The sequence below is a fragment of the Clavibacter capsici genome, assembly GCF_001280205.1.
GTDB classification, from domain to species: domain Bacteria; phylum Actinomycetota; class Actinomycetes; order Actinomycetales; family Microbacteriaceae; genus Clavibacter; species Clavibacter capsici.
Map to the genome: position 1 here is coordinate 866124 of NZ_CP012573.1, position 22233 is coordinate 888356.

Annotated in this window: 20 protein-coding genes and 1 tRNA gene; 18 read left to right on the forward strand and 3 right to left on the reverse strand. The window is 73.5% G+C overall.

All coding sequences use genetic code 11. The annotated features are described in order from the left end of the window. The first annotated feature begins 52 nt into the window (after positions 1–52). The 10 genes from topA (at position 53) to AES38_RS04230 (ending at position 11734) form a co-directional block, all read left to right on the forward strand. The gene (gene topA, locus AES38_RS04185) at positions 53–3013 is read left to right on the forward strand and encodes a type I DNA topoisomerase (protein WP_053773915.1); all 2961 of its coding nucleotides are present in this window, start codon (positions 53–55) and stop codon (positions 3011–3013) included. Next, entirely contained in the window at positions 3010–3645 is a 636-nt protein-coding gene (tmk, locus tag AES38_RS04190; protein ID WP_053773916.1) for a dTMP kinase, read from the forward strand. The genes topA and tmk overlap by 4 nt, the downstream gene beginning before the upstream one ends. Then, a complete protein-coding gene (locus AES38_RS04195; protein ID WP_053773917.1) occupies positions 3642–4871 on the forward strand; it encodes a DNA polymerase III subunit delta' in 1230 nt (409 codons plus the stop codon). The genes tmk and AES38_RS04195 overlap by 4 nt, the downstream gene beginning before the upstream one ends. Further along, positions 4868–6445 carry an alpha/beta hydrolase gene (locus AES38_RS04200; protein WP_053773918.1) on the forward strand — a complete coding sequence of 526 codons (1578 nt, stop codon included), beginning with the start codon at positions 4868–4870 and terminating at the stop codon, positions 6443–6445. Before AES38_RS04195 ends, AES38_RS04200 begins: the two co-directional genes overlap by 4 nt. 112 nt (positions 6446–6557) lie before the next feature. Further along, positions 6558–6633, forward strand: a tRNA-Thr gene (locus tag AES38_RS04205). Between the two features lie 155 nt (positions 6634–6788). Further along, positions 6789–8285 carry a D-alanyl-D-alanine carboxypeptidase/D-alanyl-D-alanine endopeptidase gene (gene dacB / locus AES38_RS04210; RefSeq protein WP_256998857.1) on the forward strand — a complete coding sequence of 499 codons (1497 nt, stop codon included), beginning with the start codon at positions 6789–6791 and terminating at the stop codon, positions 8283–8285. 64 nt (positions 8286–8349) lie between these two features. Beyond that, positions 8350–8940 carry an isochorismatase family protein gene (locus AES38_RS04215; protein ID WP_053773919.1) on the forward strand — a complete coding sequence of 197 codons (591 nt, stop codon included), beginning with the start codon at positions 8350–8352 and terminating at the stop codon, positions 8938–8940. Between the two features lie 49 nt (positions 8941–8989). After that, positions 8990–10465, forward strand: coding sequence for an NAD-dependent succinate-semialdehyde dehydrogenase (locus tag AES38_RS04220; protein ID WP_053773920.1), 1476 nt, complete (start codon positions 8990–8992; stop codon positions 10463–10465). After that, complete coding sequence (locus AES38_RS04225; protein WP_053773921.1) at positions 10465–11277, forward strand: TrmH family RNA methyltransferase; 813 nt, start codon at positions 10465–10467, stop codon at positions 11275–11277. Before AES38_RS04220 ends, AES38_RS04225 begins: the two co-directional genes overlap by 1 nt. 88 nt (positions 11278–11365) lie before the next feature. Then, the gene (locus tag AES38_RS04230; protein WP_053773922.1) at positions 11366–11734 is read left to right on the forward strand and encodes a DUF2834 domain-containing protein; all 369 of its coding nucleotides are present in this window, start codon (positions 11366–11368) and stop codon (positions 11732–11734) included. A gap of 90 nt (positions 11735–11824) precedes the next feature. On the opposite strand, the gene AES38_RS04235 is transcribed toward AES38_RS04230, so the two are convergent. Then, positions 11825–13762 (reverse strand): ABC transporter ATP-binding protein, encoded by a 1938-nt coding sequence (locus AES38_RS04235; protein ID WP_053773923.1) that lies wholly within the window; start codon positions 13760–13762, stop codon positions 11825–11827. A gap of 214 nt (positions 13763–13976) precedes the next feature. On the opposite strand from AES38_RS04235, the gene AES38_RS04240 reads away from it, so the two are divergent. From AES38_RS04240 to AES38_RS04250, 3 genes are read left to right on the forward strand one after another with little or no spacing between them, the layout of a single operon-like run. Beyond that, on the forward strand, positions 13977–14903 hold the full coding sequence (locus AES38_RS04240) for an ABC transporter ATP-binding protein (RefSeq protein ID WP_053773924.1): 927 nt from the start codon (positions 13977–13979) through the stop codon (positions 14901–14903). Continuing rightward, on the forward strand, positions 14900–15778 hold the full coding sequence (locus AES38_RS04245) for an ABC transporter permease (RefSeq protein ID WP_053773925.1): 879 nt from the start codon (positions 14900–14902) through the stop codon (positions 15776–15778). The genes AES38_RS04240 and AES38_RS04245 overlap by 4 nt, the downstream gene beginning before the upstream one ends. Continuing rightward, the gene (locus AES38_RS04250; protein WP_081001835.1) at positions 15775–16623 is read left to right on the forward strand and encodes an ABC transporter permease; all 849 of its coding nucleotides are present in this window, start codon (positions 15775–15777) and stop codon (positions 16621–16623) included. Before AES38_RS04245 ends, AES38_RS04250 begins: the two co-directional genes overlap by 4 nt. On the opposite strand, the gene AES38_RS04255 is transcribed toward AES38_RS04250, so the two are convergent. Continuing rightward, positions 16586–16861: a hypothetical protein gene (locus tag AES38_RS04255; protein ID WP_053773926.1), complete on the reverse strand. Its 276-nt coding sequence runs from the start codon at positions 16859–16861 to the stop codon at positions 16586–16588. The genes AES38_RS04250 and AES38_RS04255 overlap by 38 nt on opposite strands. A 101-nt stretch (positions 16862–16962) precedes the next feature. On the opposite strand from AES38_RS04255, the gene AES38_RS04260 reads away from it, so the two are divergent. Both AES38_RS04260 and AES38_RS04265 read left to right on the forward strand, forming a co-directional pair. Next, positions 16963–17787 carry a ribokinase gene (locus AES38_RS04260; protein WP_244629231.1) on the forward strand — a complete coding sequence of 275 codons (825 nt, stop codon included), beginning with the start codon at positions 16963–16965 and terminating at the stop codon, positions 17785–17787. 5 nt (positions 17788–17792) lie between these two features. Then, positions 17793–18335 (forward strand): hypothetical protein, encoded by a 543-nt coding sequence (locus AES38_RS04265; RefSeq protein WP_053773928.1) that lies wholly within the window; start codon positions 17793–17795, stop codon positions 18333–18335. Here AES38_RS04265 and AES38_RS04270 read toward each other — a convergent pair. Then, positions 18307–18828, reverse strand: coding sequence for a helix-turn-helix transcriptional regulator (locus tag AES38_RS04270; protein ID WP_053773929.1), 522 nt, complete (start codon positions 18826–18828; stop codon positions 18307–18309). The two genes, AES38_RS04265 and AES38_RS04270, sit on opposite strands and share 29 nt — an antisense overlap. A gap of 241 nt (positions 18829–19069) precedes the next feature. Between AES38_RS04270 and AES38_RS04275 the strand changes: the two genes are divergently transcribed. Genes AES38_RS04275 through AES38_RS04285 form a run of 3 tightly spaced genes read left to right on the forward strand, consistent with a single transcriptional unit; the run spans position 19070 to position 22206 of the window. Next, positions 19070–20338, forward strand: a complete 1269-nt coding sequence (locus AES38_RS04275; protein ID WP_053773930.1) for an extracellular solute-binding protein — start codon at positions 19070–19072, stop codon at positions 20336–20338. A gap of 3 nt (positions 20339–20341) precedes the next feature. Beyond that, positions 20342–21283: a carbohydrate ABC transporter permease gene (locus AES38_RS04280; protein ID WP_053773931.1), complete on the forward strand. Its 942-nt coding sequence runs from the start codon at positions 20342–20344 to the stop codon at positions 21281–21283. 11 nt (positions 21284–21294) lie between these two features. Next, entirely contained in the window at positions 21295–22206 is a 912-nt protein-coding gene (locus tag AES38_RS04285) for a carbohydrate ABC transporter permease (protein ID WP_053773932.1), read from the forward strand. Positions 22207–22233 lie beyond the last annotated feature (27 nt).

A 22233-nucleotide genomic window follows, 5' to 3' on the forward strand; every position in this document is an offset into this window, starting at 1 on the left:
CCGGACACCGGGCCGGCCTCCGGCCCCCATGAACGCATATATAAGGAGTCACGTGCCCGGCACGAAGAAGTTGGTCATCGTCGAGTCGCCGGCCAAGGCCAAGACGATCGCCCAGTACCTGGGCAGCGGATACGAGGTGCAGGCGTCCGTCGGCCACATCCGCGACCTCATCGAGCCGAAGAACCTGCCGCCCGAGCTCAAGAAGGGCACGCTCGGCAAGTTCTCCGTCGACGTCGAGAACGGCTTCGAGCCGTACTACGTCGTCAGCGACCAGAAGAAGAAGACGGTCGCCGACCTCAAGCGGGCCCTCAAGGACGCCGACGAGCTCTTCCTCGCGACGGATGAGGACCGCGAGGGCGAGGCCATCGCGTGGCACCTCCTCCAGGTGCTGAAGCCGAAGGTGCCGGTCAAGCGCATGGTGTTCCACGAGATCACCAAGGAGGCCATCGAGCGCGCACGCGACAGCACGCGCGACATCGACACGGCCCTCGTCGATGCGCAGGAGACGCGACGCATCCTCGACCGCCTCTACGGCTACGAGGTGTCGCCCGTCCTCTGGCGCAAGGTCGGCCCGGGCCTGTCCGCGGGTCGCGTGCAGTCCGCCGCCACCCGGCTCGTGGTGGACCGGGAGCGCGAGCGCCTGGCGTTCGTCACCGCCACCTACTGGGACCTCACCGCGTCGCTCTCGCCGCTCGAGCAGGAGCTGCCCTTCGACGCGCGCCTGGTGCGGATCGACGGCGCCCGGATCGCCACGGGTCGCGACTTCGACGACAAGGGCGCGCTCAAGAACGACTCGCGTCCGCTCGACGCGAGCACCGCGGAGTCGCTCGCCGAGGCGCTGCGCGACCCGTCCGTGCCGCTGAAGGTGCAGAGCGTCGAGTCCAAGCCGTACACGCGGCGACCGGCCGCCCCGTTCACCACGTCGACCCTGCAGCAGGAGGCGGCGCGCAAGCTCCGGTTCTCCGCCCGGCAGACCATGAGCGTCGCCCAGTCGCTGTACGAGAACGGCTACATCACCTACATGCGCACGGACTCGCCCTCGCTCTCGCAGCAGGCGATCAACGCGGCGCGCAAGCAGGCGGCCGAGCTCTACGGTCCGGAGACCGTCCCCGACAAGCCGCGCCTCTACGCCGGCAAGAGTAAGAACGCGCAGGAGGCCCACGAGGCCGTCCGCCCCGCCGGGGAGACGTTCCGCACCCCGCAGCAGCTCGCCTCGACGCTGCGCGGCAACGACCACAAGCTCTACGACCTCATCTGGAAGCGCACCATCGCGTCGCAGATGGCGGACGCGAAGGGATCCACCGCATCGGTCGTCATCGCCGCGGGGCCCACGTCCTCCGGCGAGGTGGCCGAGTTCGCGGTCTCGGGCACCGTCATCACGTTCCGCGGCTTCCTGGCCGCGTACGAGGAGGGCCGCGACGAGGAGCGCCACGGCGCCGCCGAGCCGCGCGAGGCCAAGCTGCCCGACCTCAAGAAGGGCCAGGACCTGCGCCTCGTCGACGTCGACGCGAAGGGCCACGAGACCAGCCCGCCGCCGCGCTACACGGAGGCGAGCCTCGTGAAGACGCTCGAGGAGCTCGGCATCGGGCGCCCGTCCACGTACGCCGCCATCATCTCGACCATCGTCGACCGCGGCTACGTCACGCCGCGCGGCACCGCGCTGGTGCCGAACTGGATCGCGTTCTCCGTGGTCCGGCTGCTCGAGGAGTTCTTCACGGAGCTGGTGCAGTACGACTTCACCGCCGGCATGGAGAACGACCTCGACCGCATCGCGGACGGGTCGGCCGAGCGGGTCGACTGGCTGAAGGGCTTCTACTACGGGAACCAGGCCCACAAGGGCCTGCGTCCCACCATCGACAACCTCGGCGAGATCGACGCCAAGGAGATCAACTCGCTGCGGATCGCGGACGACATCACGCTCCGCATCGGCAAGTACGGGCCGTACCTCGAGGTGCACGAGGAGGGAGCCGCGGAGGACGCGACCCCCCGCCGCGTGAACCTCCCGGAGGACCTCGCGCCCGACGAGCTCACGTCGGCGAAGGCGCGGGAGCTCATCGACGCCCCGGTCGTCACCGACCGCGTCATCGGGATCAACCCCGACAACGGCAAGCGCATCGTCGCCAAGGACGGGCGCTACGGCCCCTACGTCACCGAGCTCGACCCCGAGCCCGAGGAGGCGCCGGCTGCCGTCGACACGGCGACGGGCGAGGTGCTCGAGAGCGCCCCCGCGACGACCACGGCGGCACCCGCGAAGAAGGCGCCGGCGAAGAAGACCGCCGCGAAGAAGGCGGCGGCGGTCAAGCCCCGCACGGCCTCCATCTTCAAGTCGATGGACCTCGCGACGGTCGACCTCGAGACGGCGCTGCGACTGCTCGACCTCCCGCGCGTCGTGGGGGAGGACCCCGAGACGTCCACGCCCATCACCGCGCAGAACGGCAAGTACGGGCCGTACCTCAAGAAGGGGACGGACTCGCGCTCGCTCACGAGCGAGGAGCAGATCTTCGAGATCGACCTCCCCGGGGCCCTCGAGGTGTTCGCGCAGCCGAAGTACGGAGCCCGCCGTCCCTCCAGCGCGCTCAAGGAGTTCGACGCGGATCCGGTGAGCGGCAAGGGCATCAAGGTCAAGGACGGCCGCTTCGGTCCCTACGTCACCGACGGCGAGACCAACGCCACGATCCCGAAGAGCGAGTCCGTCGAGGACATCGACTTCGACCGGGCCGTCGAGCTCCTCGCCGACAAGCGCGCCAAGGGACCCGCCAAGCCCAGGGGCAAGGCCCCGGCCAAGGCGAAGGCCAAGGCGCCCGCGAAGGCGAAGGCCCCGGCGAAGCCGCGCGCCGGCGCGGCCGCCAAGACGACCACCGCGAAGACGACGGCGGCGAAGACGACCACGGCGAAGACGGCGACTGCCGCGACGCCGTCCGCCAGGTCGGTCGCCGCCACGAAGGCCGCCGCCACGCGGGCCGCCAACAGGGCCGCAGCCGCTGCCGCCATGACGGCGTCCGACGCGACGTGACCGGCGTCTTCATCACGCTGGAGGGCGGCGACGGCGTGGGGAAGTCCACGCAGTCGGCGCTCCTCCGGGAGTGGTTGGAGGGCCAGGGCCGGGAGGTCGTCGTCACCCGCGAGCCGGGAGGCAGCGAGCTGGGGGCGGAGATCCGCGAGATCGTGCTGCACCGTCGAGGCCACATCGCCCCTCGCGCGGAGGCCCTGCTCTACGCGGCCGACCGCGCGCACCACATCGAGACGGTCGTCCGGCCCGCCCTCGAGCGGGGCGCCGTGGTCCTGCAGGACCGCTACCTCGACTCGTCCGTCGCCTACCAGGGAGCCGGGCGGGTGCTCGACGCCGGCGAGATCTGCGAGCTGTCGCTCTGGGCGGCCGAGGGGCTCCTGCCCGACCTCACCGTCCTGCTGGACCTCGACCAGGCGGCCGCCCGGATCCGGCTCGACGCCGCCCGGACCCGTTTCGACCGGCTCGAGGCCGAGCGCGGGGAGTTCCACGAGCGCGTCCGCCACGCGTTCCTCGGGCTCGCCGAGGCCGAGCCCGACCGCTTCCTCGTCGTCGACGCCGCGCGTCCCCGCGAGGAGATCGCCGACGTGATCCGCACGCGGGCCGCCGCGCTCCTCGAGGCGGGGGCGCGCGCATGAGCGACGAGGCGACGGATCCGGCCGTGGCGACGCCCGCCAGCCCGGACGGGCGCGCCATCTGGGACGAGCTCACGGGCCAGTCCGAGGCCGTCGCGCTCCTCGCCGCGGCCAGCAGCCCGCGGGCCACCGCCCGCGACGCCAGCGGCACCGCGCTCGCGCACTCCTGGCTCATCACCGGTCCTCCGGGATCCGGCCGTTCGAACCTGGCCTACGCGTTCGCGACCGCGCTGCTCAGCGACGGCACGCCGGAGGGGGACGCCGCCACCGCCCGCCAGGTCGCCGCCCGGAGCCACCCCGACCTCGGCGTGCTCGCGACGGAGCGCGTCATCATCGCGATCGACGAGGTGCGGGCGCTCGTCACGTCGTCCCAGTACTCGCCGTCGGTGGGGCGCTACCGGGTCATGGTGGTCGAGGACGCGGATCGCATGACCGAGCGCACCTCGAACCTGCTGCTCAAGGCGCTCGAGGAGCCGCCGGAGCGCACCATCTGGATCCTCTGCGCGCCCAGCGAGGCCGACCTGATCCCCACCATCCGCTCGCGCGTGCGCAGCGTGCGGCTGCGGATCCCGTCCGTCGAGGACGTGGCGGCGCTGATTCGCCGGCGCGACGGCGTCGACGCGGCCACCGCGACGCGTGCGGCCCGCGAGGCGCAGAGCCACATCGGCATGGCCCACCGCCTCGCCACGGACGCGGAGGCGCGGGAGCGCCGCAGCCGCACGCTCGAGCTCGCGCTCGGCATCCGCACTGTCGGCGACGCCGTGCGCGCCGCGGCCGCGATGCTCGAGCTCGCGGGCCAGGACGCCAAGGCGTTCACGGTGCAGCGCGACGCCGACGAGCGCGAGCGCGCGCTGCGATCCCTCGGCGTGCAGGAGGGCGGGTCCATCCCGCCGCAGCTGCGGTCGCAGATCCGGCAGCTCGAGGAGGACCAGAAGCGGCGCGCCACCCGGAGTCTCCGGGACGGCATCGACCGGATCCTCGTCGACCTCATGTCCCTGCACCGCGACGTGCTCCTCCACCAGCTGGGCGCCGACCTGCCGCAGGTGAACGAGGCCATCGCGCCGCGCATCGCCGAGGCGGCCGAGGCCGGGTCCGCCGCGGCATCGCTCGCGGTCCTCGACGCGGTCGGCGTCGCCCGCCGCCGGATCGACGGCAACGTCTCCCCGGCGCTCGCGCTGGAGGCCATGCTCGTCTCCATCACCCGCACGCGCTCGGCGGGCGTCGCGTGACGGGCCGGCGCACGCGCCCGGGGGCGCTCCGCCGCGCCGGGGCGCTGGGAGCGGTGCTGGCCGCCGCCGCGGTCGCGCTGAGCGGATGCGGCCTGATCCCCGTGCCCGAGCCGCGGAGCTCCACGTCGAGCCCCACCACGGAGGAGGTGGCTCCCGACCTCGCCCGCTACTACGAGCAGGCCATCACGTGGGCGCCCTGCGAGGACGGCGCCCAGTGCGCCACCGTGACGGCGCCGCTCGACTGGTCCGCGCCGGATCCCGCCACCGACATCCAGCTCGCCCTCACCCGGCACACCGCGCGCGGCTCCGGCGGACCGCGCGGATCGCTCTTCGTGAACCCGGGCGGTCCCGGGGCGTCTGGCGTCGACTTCGTGAAGGCCGGCGTCGACCAGGCGGTCTCGCGCGACCTGCAGGACGCCTACGACGTGGTCGGCTGGGATCCCCGGGGCGTCGGCGCCTCGACGGCGGTCGACTGCGTCGACGACGCCCAGCTCGACTCCTTCCTCTACGGCGAGACGGAGGCGCCCCCGGGTACGCCCCAGCACGACGAGGAGCTCGAGCAGGCAGCCCGGTCCTTCGCCGAGTCGTGCGCGACGCGGTCCGGCTCGCTGCTCGAGTTCATCGACACGCAGAGCACCGTGCACGACCTGGACATGCTGCGCGCCCTGGTGGGGGATCCGCAGCTGAACTACCTCGGCTACTCGTACGGCACGAGCATCGGCGCGCAGTACGCGCAGGACTTCCCGACGCACGTCGGGCGCATGGTGCTCGACGGCGCGACGGATCCGTCCGCCACCTCGTTCGACGTCCTGCTCGCGCAGGCCCAGGGGTTCCGCACCTCGTTCGAGTCGTACATGGCCGGCTGCCTCGCGGGGCAGGGGTGCCCCTTCCGCGGGTCCGTCGAGGAGGGCGTGCAGACCGCGTCCGCCCTCCTCGACCGCCTCGACCAGAGCCCGCTGCGCGGCCGCGACGGGCGGGAGCTCGACGGCCAGGTCATGCGCAGCGCGATCGACTCCGCCCTCTACAGCGAGCGCCAGTGGCCCGCGCTCACGACGGCGTTCGCCGAGGCGCTGCGCGGCGAGTCCGCCACGGCGTTCGCGCTCGCCGACTCCTACTTCGGCCGCAGCCCGGACGGCAGCTACGCGAGCAACTTCTACGAGGCGTTCCTCGCCATCCAGTGCGTCGACTACCCGGTGGAGCGCGATCCGGCCGTGCTCGTCCGGGAGGCGGCCGAGATCCGGGCCGCGAGCGGCGAGCTGGCCGACGACGACACGTCCCGGGACGGCGTGCCGGATCCGCTGTGCGGCAACTGGCCGTACGCGGCGCGCCAGGCGCCGGCGCCCGTGTCGGCGGAGGGCGCGGCGCCCATCGTGGTCGTCGGCACGACGGGCGACCCCGCCACCCCGTACTCGTGGGCGCAGGCGCTCGCCGGTCAGCTCTCCTCGGGCGTCCTCCTCACCTACGAGGGCGAGGGGCACATCGCCTACGACGAGCGGGATCCCTGCATCGTCGCGGCGGTCGACGGGTACCTGCTCGGCGGGGACCCGCCGGCGGCAGGCACCAGCTGCGGCTGACGTCGCGGCGAGGGCGGCGCCCCGTGGTCGGCGCGGCGTCGCGTGTGCGGGAGGGCCCTCCGGATCCGGTATGCTCTCTACTCGTGCCCGGTACTCGCTGAGTCCGGGCCGGGCCGCCTTAGCTCAGTCGGTAGAGCATCTCACTCGTAATGAGAAGGTCGTCAGTTCGATTCTGACAGGCGGCTCCATCACGCCACCCGCGTCGCACGTCCGGTCCCGATCCGGTGCGTCGTGTCGTGCGTCCGACTCCGGGTCGCGTCCTCCCCAGGTCGCCGCGTCCGTGCCCGTCCCGTGCACCCCGCCATGCCGGCCCCCGTTCGGGGACGGCGTCTAACATGGCCCCATGCGATCCCCCGCCGACGGCCCCGAGCACGAGCGCGCCGACGGCACCGGGCCGGGCGCCTCGCGCGGCGCCTCGCGCCGCACCACGCGAAGCGCGGACCGCCGTCGGGCGCGCACCGTGACCGCCGCCGTGGCCGTCGTCGCCGTGCTCGCCGCCGGATCCGTCGGCGCGGGAGCGCTCACCGGCCGGGCGGGCAGCGCGTCCGCGAGCGTCGCCGCCACGGCCGACCCGACGCCCACGCCGAGCCCCACGCCCACCGCGGATCCCGCGCGTCCCGCGCCCGCCGCCCCGGCCGCCGCCCGCGACCTCCGCATGTGCTCCATCTCCTCCCTCGCGAAGGACCCGCGACTCGCCACCTTCGAGGGCCAGGTCCGCGACGTCGCGAGCGGTCGCGTCCTGTTCGACCGGAACGGCAGCACGCCGGAGCGCACGGCCAGCGTCATGAAGGTCATCACGTCGGCCGCGGCCCTCGCCGCGCTCGGGCCGGACCACCGCATCGCCACCACCGTCGTCCGCGGGGCGGAGCCGGGCACGGTCGTCCTGGTCGGCGGCGGCGACCCGACGCTCTCCCGTCTCACCTCGGGCAGCTCCGTCTACCCGGGGGCCCCGCGCCTCAGCGACCTCGCGCAGCAGGTCCGCGCGGCCTGGGCCGCGGATCCGGCCACGGCGGGCACGCCCATCACCCGCATCGTGCTCGACACCTCGCTCTTCTCCGGCGACACGTGGATCCCGTCGTGGGCCGCCAGCGAGCGCAAGGCCGGGTACTCGAGCTTCATGACGCCGCTGCAGCTCGACGCCGACCGGGCGGACCCCGTGGCCGTCGTGTCGGCGCGCAGCGAGGACCCGCTGGCTCGCGTCGGCAGCACGTTCCGCTCCATGCTCGGCGGATCGGCCGACGTCACCCAGGGCACGGCCCCCGCGGGAGCGGCCGTGCTCGGGAAGGTGGAGTCGCAGCCGGTCTCGTCCCTCATCCAGACCGCGCTCATCAACTCGGACAACGTGCTCGCCGAGTCGCTCGCGCGGCTCGTGAGCATCCAGGTGGGCGCCGGGAGCACGCAGCAGTCGCTCGCCACGGGCATCCCGAAGGCGCTGCAGGCGTACGGCCTCGACACCTCCACCCTCGGCATCGTCGACGGGCAGGGGCTGAGCCCCGAGAACCGGGTGCCGCCGTCGCTGCTCGCGCAGCTCATGATCCAGGTCGACCAGCGGCAGCAGTCGCTCGGCTACCTGCACGACGGGCTCCCCGTCGCGGGCCGCACCGGCACCCTCGCCGGCCGCTTCACGGGCGACAGCGCCGTGGCGCGCGGGCACGTCGTGGCCAAGACCGGCTGGATCGACACGGGCTACACCCTCGCCGGCATCGTCGACGCGGCCGACGGCACCAAGCTCGCCTTCGCGTTCTACGCCATCGGGAACGTGACGGGCGACGCGAAGATCGCCCTCGACGCGCTCGCGGCGGGCACCTACCGCTGCGGGGCGGACCTGGGGGACGAGTGACGCGCGGCCCGGTCCCGGGCCGCCGGACCACGGCACCGGGCCCGTCCCGGGGAAGGAGCGGCGCATGACGAGGGCACTGTTCATCATCGACGTCCAGAACGACTTCACGGAGGGCGGCGCGCTCGGCGTCGAGGGCGGCGGCGACGTCGCGCGGGGGATCACCCGGCTCCTCGCCCAGGAGCCGTACCGCTACGACCACGTCCTCGCGTCCCGGGACTGGCACGAGGCGACCGGCGACAACGGCGGGCACTTCGCCGCGGCCGGCACCGTGCCCGACTTCTCCACCACCTGGCCGGAGCACTGCGTGCAGGGCACCCGCGGCGCCGAGTACCACCCCGACCTCGACGTGACCGCCGTCGACTTCCACCTCCGCAAGGGCCAGGGAGCCCCCGCCTACTCGATCTTCGAGGGCACGACGGAGGACGGCGTGCCGCTCGCGGACCTGCTGGAGCTGCACGACATCACCGACATCGACGTCGTGGGCCTCGCGACCGACTACTGCGTGCTGGCCTCGGCGCTCGACGCCGTGCACCAGGGCAAGCGCGTGCGGGTCATCGCCGACCTCGTCGCGGGCGTGGCGCCGGCCACCAGCGCGGCGGCCCTCGACCGGCTCCGCGACGCCGGGGCGGAGATCGTCGAGGGGCCGGCCGACTGACGGCCGCCAGCACGCGCACCATCACCACCACGGACGAAGCGAGGACAGCATGACCGCATCCACCGAGACCGACCTCCTGTCGGCGACGCCCACCACGCTCCTCATCGGGGGCGAGCGCGTGGACGCGGAGGGCGGCGCCGCGTTCGACGTGCGGGATCCGGCGACCGACGCCGTGATCGCGCGCGTGGCCGACGCGAGCCCGGCCGACGGCATGCGCGCCCTCGACGCCGCGGCGGAGGCCGCCGCGGACTGGGCCGCCACCGCTCCCCGCGTCCGCGGCGAGATCCTCCGCCGCGCGTTCGACCTCCTGCAGGAGCGCAAGGACGAGTTCGCGCTCCTCATGACGCTCGAGATGGGCAAGCCGCTCGCCGAGTCTCTCGGCGAGGTCACGTACGGCGGCGAGTTCCTCCGCTGGTTCTCCGAGGAGGCCGTCCGCATCACGGGCCGCTACGGCGTCAACCCCGAGGGCACGGGGCGCATGATCGTCTCGCAGCACCCGGTCGGTCCGGTGCTCCTCATCACGCCATGGAACTTCCCGCTCGCGATGGCGACCCGCAAGATCGCGCCCGCGCTCGCGGCCGGCTGCACCGTCGTCATCAAGCCGGCGGACCTCACGCCGCTCACCACGCTGCGCTTCGCCGAGCTGCTGGCGGAGGCGGGGCTGCCGGCGGGCGTGCTGAACGTGATCCCCACCACGGACGCCGCGGGCGTCACCGGTCCGATCATCGCCGACCCGCGGCTGCGCAAGCTGAGCTTCACCGGATCCACGCCCGTCGGCCGCCAGCTCGGGGCGCAGGCGGCCGAGAACGTGCTCCGCGTGTCGCTCGAGCTGGGCGGCAACGCGCCGTTCGTGGTCTTCGCGGACGCCGACCTCGACAAGGCCGTCGAGGGCGCCATGGCGGCGAAGTTCCGCAACGTCGGGCAGGCGTGCACGGCCGCGAACCGCTTCATCGTGGAGGCGTCCATCGCGGACGCGTTCGCCGACCGGCTGCAGGAGCGCATCGACGCCATGCAGATCGGGCGCGGCACGGAGGAGGGCGTGACGGTGGGCCCGCTCATCGACGGCCGCGCGGTCGACAAGGCCGACCGGCTCGTGCGCGACGCCGTCGAGCGCGGCGCGACCGTGCGCGCGGGCGGCGCGCCGCGGGAGGGCGCGGGGCATTTCTACCCGCCGACCCTCGTCACGGGCGTCGCCGAGGGCAGCGACATCCTGCGCGAGGAGATCTTCGGGCCCGTCGTCGCGATCGTGCCGTTCGACGACGAGGACGACGCCGTGCGCCTCGCCAACGACACCGAGTACGGCCTCGTCTCCTACGTCTTCACGCGCGACCTCGCCCTCGGCCAGCGCATGATCGAGCGGCTCGAGACCGGCATGACGGGCCTCAACATGGGCGTCATCTCCAACGCGGCGGCGCCGTTCGGCGGGGTGAAGCAGTCGGGGCTCGGCCGCGAGGGCGGGCTCGAGGGGATCCACGAGTACCTGAACACGAAGTACACGCTCACGCCCGACCCGTTCGCCTCCTAGTGGCGCACGTCGTCCCTATCGAGGATCTGGCGGATCCGCGGCTCGCCGACTACAGCCACCGCACCGACGTCGCGCTCCGCAAGGCCGAGGGCGCGGGGCACGGGATCTACCTGGCGGAGTCCGCGCTCGTGCTCGAGCGGGCGCTGAGGGCCGGGCACGCGCCGCGGTCGGTCCTCGCGCTCGGCGGCACGGTGGACGAGGCGCTGGCGCTGGTCGGCGACCGCGACGTCCCCGTGTTCACCGGTCCGGGCGAGCTGCTCGCGGAGCTCACCGGGTACGTGCTGCACCGCGGTGTCGTCGCGTCGCTCGACCGACCGCCGCTGCCGTCCGTCGCGTCGCTGCTCGCGGACGCGCGGCGGGTGGTCGTGCTGGAGGACGTCGTGGATCCCACGAACGTCGGCGCGATCTTCCGCTCCGTCGGCGCGATCGGGGCGGACGCGGTGCTCGTCACGCCGCGCTGCACGGACCCGTTCTACCGCCGCGCCATCCGCGTCAGCATGGGGACGGTGCTGCAGGTGCCGTGGACGCGCACGGGGGAGTGGCCCGAGACGCGGGCAGCCCTCGCGGACGCCGGCTTCCACGTGGCGGCGCTCGCGCTGACGCCCGACGCCGTCTCGATCCGCGACTTCCCGGCCGAGGAGCACGCACGGCTCGCCATCGTGCTGGGCTCCGAGGGGCCGGGGCTGTCGGCGGAGGCGATCCGGTCGGCGGACACGGTCGTCCGGATCCCGATGGCGCACGGCATCGACTCGCTCAACGTGGCGGCGGCCAGCGCGGTCGCGCTCTACGCGCTCACCGCTCCCGCTGGCTGAGGGATCCCGGGCCGGCGGGTCGCGGCCGGCGCCCCCGTCGGCCGGCTCGAGCGCCTAGCCTGGCGTCGTCCACGAGAGGGGTCCCGCCATGACCGCACGTCCTGCCCGCCGCCGCCCCACGCGCCTCGCCGTCGTCTACCTGCTGCTCGCCGCGGTCGGCCTCGTCGCGACCTGGAGCGCTAACATCCAGGTGATCACGTCGGGCCGCGACTTCCTCGCCGACCTGTCGGCCGGCGGCCCGGCGGTGTCGTCGCTCTCCTGGGACCTGCTCGTGGCCGCGGTCGCGAGCGTCGTCTTCATCATCGTCGAGGGGCGGCGGCTGCGGATGCGGCACGTGTGGGCGTACCTCGTCCTCGTCCCGCTCGTGGCGTTCGCGGTCGCCCTGCCGGTGTTCCTCGCGGCGCGGGAGATGTGGATCACCGCGCCCGACCGGTCGGACCCGACGCCGGGAGCCTGAGCGCGCACCGACGCGAGGCCACGCGCCAGCGCCGACACCCACCCCGCGCCAGCGCCGGGGCCCGCGCCTGGGCAGCGCCGCCGCCGGCGGCTACACGAGCAGCTGGTGCTTCGCGAGGTCGCGGTAGAGCGGCGTCGAGACGACGAGCTCGGCGTGCGTGCCCGTGCCGACCACGCGGCCCTTCTCGACGACGACGATGAGGTCGCTGTCGACGACGGTGGAGAGGCGGTGCGCGATCACGATGAGGGTGCGGTGCTCGGCGACCGCGTCGATCGCCTTGCGGAGCAGCTGCTCGTTGAGGCCGTCGAGGCTGGACGTCGACTCGTCGAGCAGGAGGATCGGCGGGGCGGACAGCAGGGTGCGCGCGATCGCGAGGCGCTGGCGCTCGCCGCCGGAGAGCATGATCCCGTCCTCGCCGACGGGCGCGTCGAGGCCGAGCTCGTTGCGCGCGAGCACCTCGGTGAGGTTGACGGCGTGCAGGACCTGCACGCAGTCCTCGTCGGTCGCGTCGAACGCCGTGAGCGTGAGGTTCTCGCGCAGCGTGCCGGCGAGCACGGGGGCGTCCTGCTCGACGTAGCCGATCTGGCGGCGGAGGTCCTCGCGGTCGAGGGTGCGGATGTCGCGGCCGCCGACGCGCACGACGCCGGACGTCGGGTCGTAGAAGCGCTCGATGAGCGCGAGGATCGTGCTCTTGCCGGCGCCCGAGGGGCCGACCAGCGCGATCCGCGTGCCCCGCTCGGCGCGGAAGCTGACGCCCTGGAGGACGCCGCCGCCGGTGCGGTCGGCGCCGGGGGCGTCGTCGGCCACGTCGGCGCGGGCGCTCGCGGCGGACGCGGGCGCCTCGCCGCCCGCGACCTCGTCGTCGTCGTCGGCCGCGGCCGCCACCGGGTACGCGAAGCGCACGTCCACGAGCTCGACGGCGGGCGCGTCCGTGCGGTCGGTCGTCGCCGGCTCGTCGTCGCGGAGGCGTCCGGCGAGCGTGGCGTCGCCGTCGGTCTCGCCGGGCAGCTTCACGATCTCCTGGATCCGGCCGAGCGCGCCGAGCGCCTGGTTGACCGCGGTCACGGCGCCGAAGGCCTGGCCGAGCGGCATGATCATGAGGAAGAGGAACAGGATGAAGGCCACCAGGTCACCGACCGCGATGGCGCCCGACGCGACGCGGAACCCGCCCACGCCGACCACCACGAGGAACGACGCCTGCAGCGCGATCCCGGCGATCGGCACGACGACGGCCGACGCCTTCGCGACCTTGATGCCCATCTCCCACGCGCCCTCGGCGTCGGCCTCGATGGTGCGGATCTCGCGGTCGGTCGCGTTGCTGGCACGCACGGTGCGGATCGCGCCGATGGCCCGCTCGACGCTCGCGGCCAGGTCGCCGACCTTGCGCTGGGCGCGCTGGCTGGCGACGCGGATCCGCCCGGAGAGGCCCACGACCGCGATCACCGAGACGGCGACGACCAGCACGGTGAGGCCGAGGAGCACCGGGTCGATGACGAACATCGCGACGATGGCGCCGAGGAACGTGACCGCCCCGCCGATCGCCTCGACGAGGCCCTGCGTGAGGACGGCGCGGAGCAGCGTGGTGTCGGAGCCGACGCGGGAGACGAGGTCGCCCGTGCGGCGCGTGTCGAACTCGGAGATGGGGAGGCGGAGGATCCGGCGCACGAGCGTGCGGCGCGACGAGAGCACGATGCCCTCGCCCATCCGCTGCAGCAGGTAGTGCTGGTAGCCGGAGAGGAGCCCGGACACGACGACCAGGCCGACGAGCGCCCACACGAGCGCGCCGAGCGCGCCGCCGGCCTGCACGACGCCCACCACGCGCTGCACGAGGAGCGGCTGCGCGAGGCTCGCGGCCGCGCCGAGCACGCTGAGCACGACGACGAACGCCATCAGCCCGCGCTGCTCGAGGATGTACGGCAGCAGCTCCGAGAAGCGCGCGCGGGGGCCGTCGTCGGCGGAGTCGCGGCGCGCGAACGGGTTGCGGGAGCGGGCGCGCGGGGCGGCGGTCTCGGGGCGGGCGGTGCTCATGCGTGGTCTCCCGGGTGGTGGGGTGCGATCGTGGTGCCGGCGCGCGGGCGGCCGTGCGGACGACCGACGGGCGGTCGTGATGCGGGGCGGCCGGCGAGCGGACCATCGCGCGCGTCGCATCGCCGTGGCGACTCTACGCGCCGGCCGCCGCGTGCCCGCCGGGAGCTATTCAGCTCATGGAGAAAAGGCCCGGCCGACCCTAGGCTGGGGACTCGTGCCCACCCCCGTCATCACCGCCGACCGCCTCGTGAAGAAGTACGGCGACCACGTCGCCGTCGACGGCCTCTCCTTCGAGGTCGCGCCCGGCGAGTCCTTCGGGCTGCTCGGCCCGAACGGCGCCGGCAAGTCCACGACCATGCGAATGATCGGCGCGGTCTCCTCGCGCACGGGCGGCACGCTGGACATCCTCGGGCTCGACCCCGACACGCACGGCCCGGAGATCCGCTCGCAGCTGGGCGTCGTGCCGCAGGCCGACAACCTCGACCTGGAGCTCAAGGCGCGCGACAACCTCATCGTCTACGGCCGCTACTTCGGACTGCCGCGCAAGCGGGTCGCGGCGCGCGCCGACGAGCTGCTCGAGTTCGCGCAGCTCAGCGACCGCGCGGGCGCCAAGGTCGACGACCTCTCCGGCGGCATGAAGCGGCGGCTCACCATCGCGCGCGCCCTGATCAGCGACCCGCGGATCCTGCTGCTCGACGAGCCGACCACGGGCCTCGACCCGCAGGCCCGCCACATCCTCTGGGACCGCCTGTTCCGCCTCAAGGAGCAGGGCACGACGCTCGTGCTCACCACGCACTACATGGACGAGGCCGAGCAGCTGTGCGACCGGATCGTCGTGGTCGACGAGGGCCGGATCATGGCGGAGGGCTCGCCCGCCTCCCTCATCCGCGACCACTCGAGCCGCGAGGTGCTCGAGGTGCGCTTCGGGTCCGACCGCAACGAGTCCGCGTCGCGCGAGATCGCCGGGTACGGCGACCGCGTGGAGGTGCTGCCCGACCGCGTGCTCGTCTACGCGTCCGACGGCGAGGCCGTGCTCAGCCGGATCCTCGAGCAGGGCCTCAAGCCCATCACCACGCTCGTCCGCCGCTCGAGCCTCGAGGACGTCTTCCTCCGCCTCACCGGACGGAGCCTCGTCGAATGAGCGTCGTCGACCGCGCCGCCGCCGGGGGACCCGCGGCCGAGGGCACCGGCGCCGATCACCGCGCCCGTGCCGTCGCCGGCGGCGTCCGCCCGCGCCGCTTCGGCGGCTGGTACGCGGCCGAGCACCGGCTGCTCGGGATCCGCGCCTACCTCGGCACCGCGCTCGCCACCGGCATCGCGAGCCCCTACGTCTACCTCTACGCGCTCGGCGTCGGCCTCGCCACGGTCGTCGACCGCGGCACGGACGCGAACCAGGCCCTCGGCGTCAGCTTCCTGGTGTTCGTCGCGCCCGCGCTCCTCGCGACGAGCGCCATGACGGTGGCGAGCGAGGAGTTCAGCTACCCGATCTTCGGCGGCTTCAAGTGGAACCCCGTGTTCCAGGCGATGAACGCCTCGCCGCTCACCCCGGCGCAGATCGTCGACGGCCAGGTCATCGGCGTCGCGATCCGCATGGCGCCCACCTGCATCGCCTACTTCGCGTTCATGCTCCTGTTCGGCGCGGTGCCGCTCGGCACCGGGTTCCTCGCGATCGGCGCCGCGGTCCTCACGGGCATGGCGATCGGCGTGATGCTCATGGCCTACGTCGCGACCCTCACCCAGGACACCGGTCAGATCGCGATGGTCATGCGCTTCGTCATCACCCCGCTGTCGCTGTTCTCGGGCACCTTCTTCCCGCTCACGCAGTTCCCGGTGTGGCTGCAGTGGATCGGCTGGATCTCGCCGCTCTGGCACGGCACGGAGCTCGGTCGGGTCGCCACCTACGGCATGGAGGAGCCGCTCTGGCTGACGATCGCGCACGTGGCGTACCTGCTGCTCTGGCTCGCGGTGGGCTGGACCCTCTCGCGCCGCGTCGCGACGAGGAGGCTGCGCGCATGACCGGATCCACGATGCCGGCGCCCGCCCCGGCCCCCGCGCCCGCCGCCCGTCGGAGCCGCGGCGGACCCCGTGCGCTCTACGCCGGCAACGCTCGCTCGGTGCTCTCCCGCGGCCTGCTGGCCACGCGCAGCACCAACTGGACCGTCGTCCTCTCCGGCTTCTTCGAGCCCGTCTTCTACCTGCTCGCGATGGGGATCGGCCTCGGCTCGCTCGTGGGCGACGTGACCACGAGCACCGGGCAGCCCGTCCCGTATGCCGCGTACATCGCGCCCGCCCTCCTCGCGGTCTCGGCCATGAACGGCGCCGTCTACGACTCCACCTGGAACGTCTTCTTCAAGATGAACCACTCGAAGCTGTACCAGGGCATGCTCGCGACCTCGCTCGGGCCGCTCGACGTGGCGTTCGGCGAGATCGGCCTGGCGCTGCTCCGCGGCGTCGTGTACTCGTCGGGCTTCCTCGTCGTGATGCAGGTGCTCGGCTTGAACCTCTCGTGGTGGGCGATCCTCGCGCTGCCGTCCGTCGTGCTCGTCGCGCTGGCCTTCGCGAGCTTCGGCATGGCGGTGACGAGCTACATGAAGACGTTCCAGCAGATGGACTGGATCAACTTCATCCTGCTGCCGATGTTCCTGTTCTCGGCGACCTTCTACCCGCTGTCGGTGTACCCGGCGTGGATCCAGACGGTCATCCAGGCGCTCCCGCTCTGGCACGCCGTGGAGCTCGTCCGCGGCTTCACGACGGGCGCGCTCTCCATCGCGATCGTCGGCCACGTGCTCTACTTCGCGGTGATGACGGCCATCGGCCTGGTCTTCACGACGCGGCGGCTGCGGGTCCTCTTCCTCGACTGACGGCCCCCGCGGCGAGAGCGAGGCCGGCGACGCCCATGACGACCGCGGCCGTCGCGACGGCGACCGGGTACGCGGCGGGCTGGGCGGCGACGGGCAGGAGGGCGAGGACCTGCGCCGTCACGACCGTGGCGACCAGCGACGAGCCGGCCAGCACCGTCGACGTGAGCGACGAGACCCGGCCCATCGTGCCGACCGGCGCCTCCGCCTGCAGGATCGGACCCTGCGAGACCAGGTACACGGCGAAGACGAGGCGGTGCGGGCGCGCCGGATCCGGTCGGTACCCTGGCGGGGAGCGCCACCCGGGCGCGGCCGGCCGCGTGCCGGGGGAGGCAGGTGCCCATGGGCCGCGTCGTGGTGCTCGGATCGCTCAACGTCGACCAGGTGGTGCGCGTCCCGCGCCACCCGCAGCCGGGGGAGACGCTCATGGGCTCCGACCCCGAGCGGCTCTGGGGCGGCAAGGGCGCGAACCAGGCGGTCGCCGCGGCCGACGCCGGCGGCGAGGTCGCGATGGTGGGCGCCGTGGGCGACGACGCCGACGGAGCCGCCTACCGCGCCCGTCTCGCCGACCGCGGAATCGACGTGTCCGGCCTCGTCACCGTGGACGACGCCACGACGGGCCTCGCGGTCATCGCGGTGGACGACGACGGCGAGAACACGATCATCGTGGCGCCCGGCGCCAACGCGCGCGTGGAGGCGGCCCACCTGGATCCGCTCGACGCGCTCGCCGCGGGCGACGTCCTGCTCGCCTCGCTCGAGCTGCCGCTCGACACGATCGCCCAGGGCGTCCGCCGCGCGCACGCCGCCGGCGCCCGCGTCGTGCTGAACCTCGCGCCCTTCGCCGCGCTGCCCGCCGACGTGCAGGCGCTCGCGGATCCCGTGGTCGTCAACGAGCACGAGGCCGGGCTCCTCCGCGAGTCCGGCGTACCCGCGCCGGCGTCCCTGCTCGTCACCCTCGGCGCCGAGGGCGCGATGTGGGGCGACGTCGAGGTCCCCGCGTCGAAGGTCTCCCGCGTCGCCGACACCACGGGTGCGGGCGACGCGTTCTGCGGCGCGCTGGCGTCGGCGCTCGCCGCGGGCGCCGACCGCGAGGCCGCCCTGGTCGTCGCGGCCGACGCCGCCGCGGTCGTCGTGCAGCGGCAGGGCGCGCAGCCGGCGGACGACTGAACCCCGTGGGCGACGCCGCACCGGATCCGCGCGAGGCGACCGCTGCGGTGGTCGCCCTCGTCCGGGCCCTCGCGAGGCCGCCGTGGCCGGACGACCCGGCCGACGCGGAGCGGATGCTCGCCCGCCTCTGCGTGCATCCTGCGGAGGAGGTCGACGCGCACGCCCTCGACGCGGACCTCCGCGCCCTGGCCGGGGGACCCGATGCCGTCCACCACCTGTCCTACGGCACCCACGCGGGTGCGCTGACGAGCGTCGGCTTCTTCCTGGCGCGGCACGGCGGCCCCCGTGATCCACGCGTCCGAAGCGACCACGACGCCCTCGTCGCGGCCCTCGGAGGCGCCTTCGGTCCGTCCCGCTCGCCGATGGAGGGCCAGCCGAGCCCCGTGCTATGGGACATGGGCGAGCTGGAGGTGGGCGTCCAGCTCTTCGACCGCGTCGACAGCAGCGTCATGGTCGGGGTGGATCACCGCGAGCGCTCGGCGCGCGCCGAGGCGGCAGCGTCCGGGGGAGCCCCGGCCGTCAGACCGGACGCCGCCGACCGCGCCTGACCGCCCGCTCCTCGGACGACCGGTCGCGGGACAGCGGGTAGGCACGGTCGAGGCGCGGGCCGACGACCACGCGGAGCAGGAACCCGGAGAGCAGCGCGCCGCCCGCCCAGTACGCCCCGATGAGGAGCGCCGCGACGCCGGGCAGCACGCGCGTGGCGATGCCGAGCACCACGAGCAGGGTCCAGACGATCCCCACGCCCGAGTACAGCGACCGGAACGCGTCCGTCATCGCGTCGCGCCGCTCCTGCTGGCGCTCCGCGCGGTCGTCGAGGGCGGACACCGTCCGGCCGAAGCCGTCCTCGCCGACCGTGCCGAAGAGATCCCGCACGGGCACCTCCAGCGCCTTCGCGACGAGCGACAGCGTCTCGAGGCTCGCGTCGTTCCCGGCCTCCAGCCGCTGCACCGTGCGCACCGTGATCCCGCTGGCCTCGGCCAGCCTGTCCTGCGTCCAGCCTCGCTCGCGGCGGAGCTCCGCCACCCGTGTCTCGTTCATGGGCCCAGCCTGGCGGGCGGACGCCGTCCGCACCACGACGCCGACCCGACAGGCCCACGACATCCGCCCGACAGCGGGGCGACAGCGGGGCGACCCCGCCCGGAGCCCGCACGGCGCCGGGCTCCGGATCCCGCGCTTGCCCCCTGCACGGGGTCCGTGAGATGCTCGTCGCGCTGCGCTTCTTATGCGCATAAGTAGATCACCGGCTCGCGACGCGGGCGCTTCGTTCAAGGAGGAACACGTGAGGACATCCATGCGTCTCGGCGCGGTCGCGACCGTGCTGGCGGCCACCGTCGCGCTGACCGGCTGCGGCCGCTCGGCCGACGAGGGCTCCGGTGCCGCGGCCGCGACCACGCTCGGCTCCGAGCCCGCGACCGGCAAGGTCACCATGTGGGCGATGGGAGCGGAGGGCGAGGCCCTGCCCGCCTTCGTGAAGACGTTCGAGGACGCGAACCCGGGCGTCGAGGTCGACGTCACGGCGATCCCGTGGGACGCCGCGCACAACAAGTTCCAGACGGCCATCGCGGGCGGCACCACCCCGGACATCGCGATGATGGGCACCACGTGGATGGCGGACTTCGCCGACGCCCTCACCACCGTCCCGACCGACGTCGACACGAGCGGCTCCTTCCCCGGCCCCCTCGCGACCAACACCGTGGGGGACCGCGCCGCCGGCATCCCCTGGTACGTCGACACCCGCGTCCTCTACTACCGCACCGACCTCGCGGCGAAGGCCGGCTGGACGACGGCACCCACGACGTGGGACGAGCTCAAGCAGATGGCGTCCGACATGCAGACGAAGGCCGGCGCCGCCCACGGCATCCGCCTCCCGGCCGGCAACGACGCCTTCCAGGGCACGCTCTGGATGCCGTGGTCGAACGGCGCCGAGATCGCCGACGGCGCGAAGTGGACGCTCGACACCCCCGAGATGCGGGAGGCCTACGAGTACTACGGCAGCTTCTTCGCCGACGGCATCGCGGATCCCGACGTGGACGTCTCGTCCGGCGCGCAGGAGTCGTCGTTCGTCGACGGATCCACGCCCATGCTCATCGAGGGCCCCTTCGAGATCGGCCAGCTGAAGGCGGTCGGCGGCGCGGACTTCGCGTCGAGGTTCACCACCGCCGTGCTCCCGTCGAAGGAGACCTCCGCGTCGTTCAGCGGCGGCGCCAACCTGGTCGTCTTCGACCAGGCGAAGAACCAGGACGCCGCGTGGAAGCTCGCCCGCTGGCTCGGCCAGCCGGACACCCAGGCGGCCTGGTACGCCGCGACGGGCGACCTCCCCGCGTCGCAGTCGGCCTGGCAGGATCCCGCGCTCCAGGGCGACCCGACCCTCGCGGCCTTCGGCGAGCAGCTCAAGACGGCGAAGTCGGTGCCCGTGAGCACGAACTGGGTCAAGGTCGGATCCGCCGCGGATTCCGCGCTCGAGCGGATCCGCCGCGGCACCGCCACCGTGCCCGACGCGCTGGCGAAGCTGCAGTCGGACGCGGACTCCATCGGGTCGGCGGAGTAGCCGTTGGCCCTCACCGTCACGCGTGCGGCCGGGACCCGTCCCGGCCGCACCCGGTCCCCGCTCGTCGCCCGGCGGCGCCGTCGCCAGGCGCTCATCGCCTGGGGCTTCTGCCTCCCGTTCGTCGCCGTGTTCGCGGTCTTCATGCTCGTGCCGCTCGTCAGCTCGTTCGCGATGTCGTTCACGGACTTCCGCGCCACGGACATCCGCTCGCCGTTCGCGGTCGACTTCATCGGCCTCGACCAGTACGCGAAGCTCCTCGGCGACGCCACGTTCCTCCGCTCCATCGGCGTGACGGCGTCCTTCGTGGTCGTCGGGATCCCCGTGACGATGGTGACCGCGCTCGCGCTGGCCCTCGCGCTCAACTCCGGGAGGGGCCGCATCGTCTCGTTCTTCCGGGTCGGCTTCTACGCGCCCGTCGTGACGAGCATCGTCGCGGTCTCGGTCGTGTGGCGCTACATCCTGCAGCCGGACGGGCTGCTCAACTCGGCGCTCGCGGTGGTCGGGATCACCGGCCCCAACTGGCTGAGCGACACCGCGTGGGCCCTGCCCTCGCTCGTCGCGATGGCGGTCTGGCGGAACGTCGGCACCCTCATGATCATCTTCCTGGCCGGCCTCCAGGCCGTGCCCGAGGAGGTGCAGGAGGCGGCCGTGATGGACGGCGCGAGCCCCTGGCGCCGCCTCGTCTCGGTCACGCTGCCGCTGCTGCGGCCGACCCTGCTGCTCGGATCCGTGCTCATCTCGGTCGGCTTCCTGCAGTTCTTCGAGGAGGCGTTCGTGATGACGCGCGGCGGCCCCCTCGACTCCACGCTGTCCGTCGCGTACTACACGTACCGGCAGTTCGGCTTCGGCGAGTACGGCCTCGCCTCCGCGGCGAGCTACGTCCTCTTCCTCGCCATCGCCCTGCTCAGCCTGCTGCAGTTCCGGCTGCTGCGGTCGAAGGACTGAAAGGCACGCGCATGACCACCACCGCATCCGCCCCCGCCGCCACGGCCGCCGTCGTCACAGGCGCCGCGGCCGGCACCCCGCCCCGCCGCCGGCGCCGCACCGACCGCGGCCGGCGCACCCGCGCGATCGTCTACCTCGTCCTCGCCGCCGTGCTCTGCGTCTGGCTCCTGCCCTTCATCTGGATGGCGCTCGGGTCCGTGAAGACGCAGGGCGAGATCCTGCAGCGACCGCCCACGTGGTGGCCCCAGGATCCCGTCGCGGACAACTTCGCCCAGTGGTTCGGGCCGCTGGACTTCGGCACGTTCTTCTCCAACAGCCTCGTCGTCGCGCTCGTCACGGTGCTCGGCAACCTCGTGTTCTGCTCGATGGTCGGCTACGCGCTCGCGAAGATGGAGTTCCCCGGCAAGCGCATCCTCTTCCTGACCGTGATGGTGACGCTCATGGTGCCGGGCGTCGTCACCTTCGTGCCGCTGTTCGTCATGGTCTCGGGGCTCGGCCTCGTGAACACGTACGCGGCGCTCATCCTCCCCTTCATCACGGCGCCCATCGGGGTGTTCCTCATGCGGCAGTTCATGCTCGGGATCCCGGAGGCGCTCATCGAGGCCGCCCGGCTCGACGGCGCGGGGGAGTTCCGCATCTTCGCCCGCATCGTGATGCCGCTGTGCGGGCCGCCGCTCGCGACGCTCGGGATCCTCACGTTCCTCGCGTCGTGGAACAACTTCCTCTGGCCGCTCGTCGCGGCGCAGACGGAGCAGATGTACACGCTGCCGATCGCGCTGTCGCTGTACTCGACCGGGCAGAACGCGACCGACTACGGCCTGCTGCTCGCCGGATCCGTGCTGGTGATCGCGCCGATCCTCGCCCTGTTCGTGTTCCTGCAGCGCTACTTCATCCAGGGCGTCGCGACCGCCGGCCTCAAGTGACCCCCTCCCGCCTCCGACCCCTGGAGA

Bases quoted from the DNA above. Each gene is read 5' to 3' on its own strand.
- AES38_RS04195 (WP_053773917.1), top strand. From the start codon at position 3,642: ATGAGCGACGAGGCGACGGATCCGGCCGTGGCGACGCCCGCCAGCCCG.
- dacB (WP_256998857.1), top strand. From the start codon at position 6,789: ATGCGATCCCCCGCCGACGGCCCCGAGCACGAGCGCGCCGACGGCACC.
- AES38_RS04215 (WP_053773919.1), top strand. From the start codon at position 8,350: ATGACGAGGGCACTGTTCATCATCGACGTCCAGAACGACTTCACGGAG.
- AES38_RS04220 (WP_053773920.1), top strand. From the start codon at position 8,990: ATGACCGCATCCACCGAGACCGACCTCCTGTCGGCGACGCCCACCACG.
- AES38_RS04230 (WP_053773922.1), top strand. From the start codon at position 11,366: ATGACCGCACGTCCTGCCCGCCGCCGCCCCACGCGCCTCGCCGTCGTC.
- AES38_RS04235 (WP_053773923.1), bottom strand. From the start codon at position 13,762: ATGAGCACCGCCCGCCCCGAGACCGCCGCCCCGCGCGCCCGCTCCCGC.
- AES38_RS04245 (WP_053773925.1), top strand. From the start codon at position 14,900: ATGAGCGTCGTCGACCGCGCCGCCGCCGGGGGACCCGCGGCCGAGGGC.
- AES38_RS04250 (WP_081001835.1), top strand. From the start codon at position 15,775: ATGACCGGATCCACGATGCCGGCGCCCGCCCCGGCCCCCGCGCCCGCC.
- AES38_RS04260 (WP_244629231.1), top strand. From the start codon at position 16,963: ATGGGCCGCGTCGTGGTGCTCGGATCGCTCAACGTCGACCAGGTGGTG.
- AES38_RS04270 (WP_053773929.1), bottom strand. From the start codon at position 18,828: ATGAACGAGACACGGGTGGCGGAGCTCCGCCGCGAGCGAGGCTGGACG.
- AES38_RS04285 (WP_053773932.1), top strand. From the start codon at position 21,295: ATGACCACCACCGCATCCGCCCCCGCCGCCACGGCCGCCGTCGTCACA.